The organism is Flavobacterium aquicola, assembly GCF_003385115.1.
In the GTDB taxonomy this organism is placed as follows: Bacteria; Bacteroidota; Bacteroidia; order Flavobacteriales; family Flavobacteriaceae; genus Flavobacterium; species Flavobacterium aquicola.
On record NZ_QUNI01000046.1, the window covers coordinates 1 to 1,369 of the forward strand.

Sequence of the window (1,369 nt, forward strand, 5' to 3'; positions counted from 1 at the left end):
CAGTAATGGAAAACTGGATAAAAAAGCTTTACCGGATCCGGATGGTTCAGAATTATCCAGCAAAGAATATGCAGCACCCCGCAATGAAACGGAAGGGCAGTTAGCTGTTATCTGGCAGGAAATATTAGGAGTTGATAAAGTAGGAATTCATGATGACTTTTTTGAATTGGGGGGGCATAGTTTATTGGCTACGCGTTTAGTCTCTATGATTCGTAAAGAACTGTCTAAAGAGATTGAAATTGCTGATATTTTTATCTATACCACGATTTCTGAATTAGGGACTCATATATCCGCCCAGTCGGCAGGGGTTTTATTGCCAAGTATTGTTGCAGTGGAGCGCCCGGTTCGTATTCCTTTATCATTTAGTCAGGAACGACTATGGTTTTTGGATCAGTTACAGGGCAGTACCGAATATCACATTCCTATTGTTCTTGGTTTAGAAGGAGCATTAGGGATATCAATACTGGAACAAACCTTACAAGAGATTGTTTCGCGTCATGAAGTTTTACGCAGTATGCTTTTATCAGAAGACGGAATTGGTTATCAGGAAATTATCAGCGCCGAGGGCTGGTCATTGGATAAAGCAATTGTATCTGATGAGTTATTGTTAGAAAATATTATAACAGATTATGTGAATAAACCTTTTGATTTATCAAAAGATTACAAGCTGCGAGCGTGTTTGTATACATTAGAGAATGAGAAATATGTATTGGTTTGCGTTTTCCATCATATTGCCAGTGATGGCTGGTCAGATGGAATCCTGACCAATGAGTTTGTGGAATTGTACAGTGCTCTGCAATCTGGCCGCGAGGCAGTTTTACCAGAGCTTAGTTTACAATATGCAGATTATGCCATTTGGCAGCGCAGGCATTTAGAAGGTGAGGTTTTAGAGAATCAGTTATCCTATTGGGAAGCTAAATTAAGTGGCGTAAATACCTTGTCTTTACCGACGGATTATGTTCATCCTTTTGTACAAAACCATGCTGGAGCAGTTGTTTCTTTAACATTAGACGATAACCTGAGAACTTCATTAAATTCTATATGTCAAGAAGAAGGTGTGACGTTGTTTATGCTAATGTTATCTGCTTTCAAGATATTATTATCGCAATATAGCGGACAGGATGATATTTGTGTAGGAACACCAATTGCGAATCGTACGCAATCAGAGTTAGAAGGAATGATAGGCTTTTTTGTCAATACTTTAGCACTTCGCAGTGATTTAAGCGGTAATCCGAGTTTCAAGGATTTATTGTTAAGAGTAAAACAGACCACTTTGGAAGGTTATGACCATCAGCTTGCACCTTTTGAGAAGGTTGTGGATCGGGTGGTTGCGACCCGTGATATGAGTATGAGTCCATTGTTTCAAGTG

The 1,369-nt window shown here is 39.2% G+C and carries 1 protein-coding gene; it reads left to right on the top strand.

All coding sequences use genetic code 11. The features are described 5' to 3' along the window. The coding region (locus C8P67_RS21920; protein WP_245980573.1) for a condensation domain-containing protein at nt 1-1,369 on the top strand (1,369 nt) is incomplete at both ends.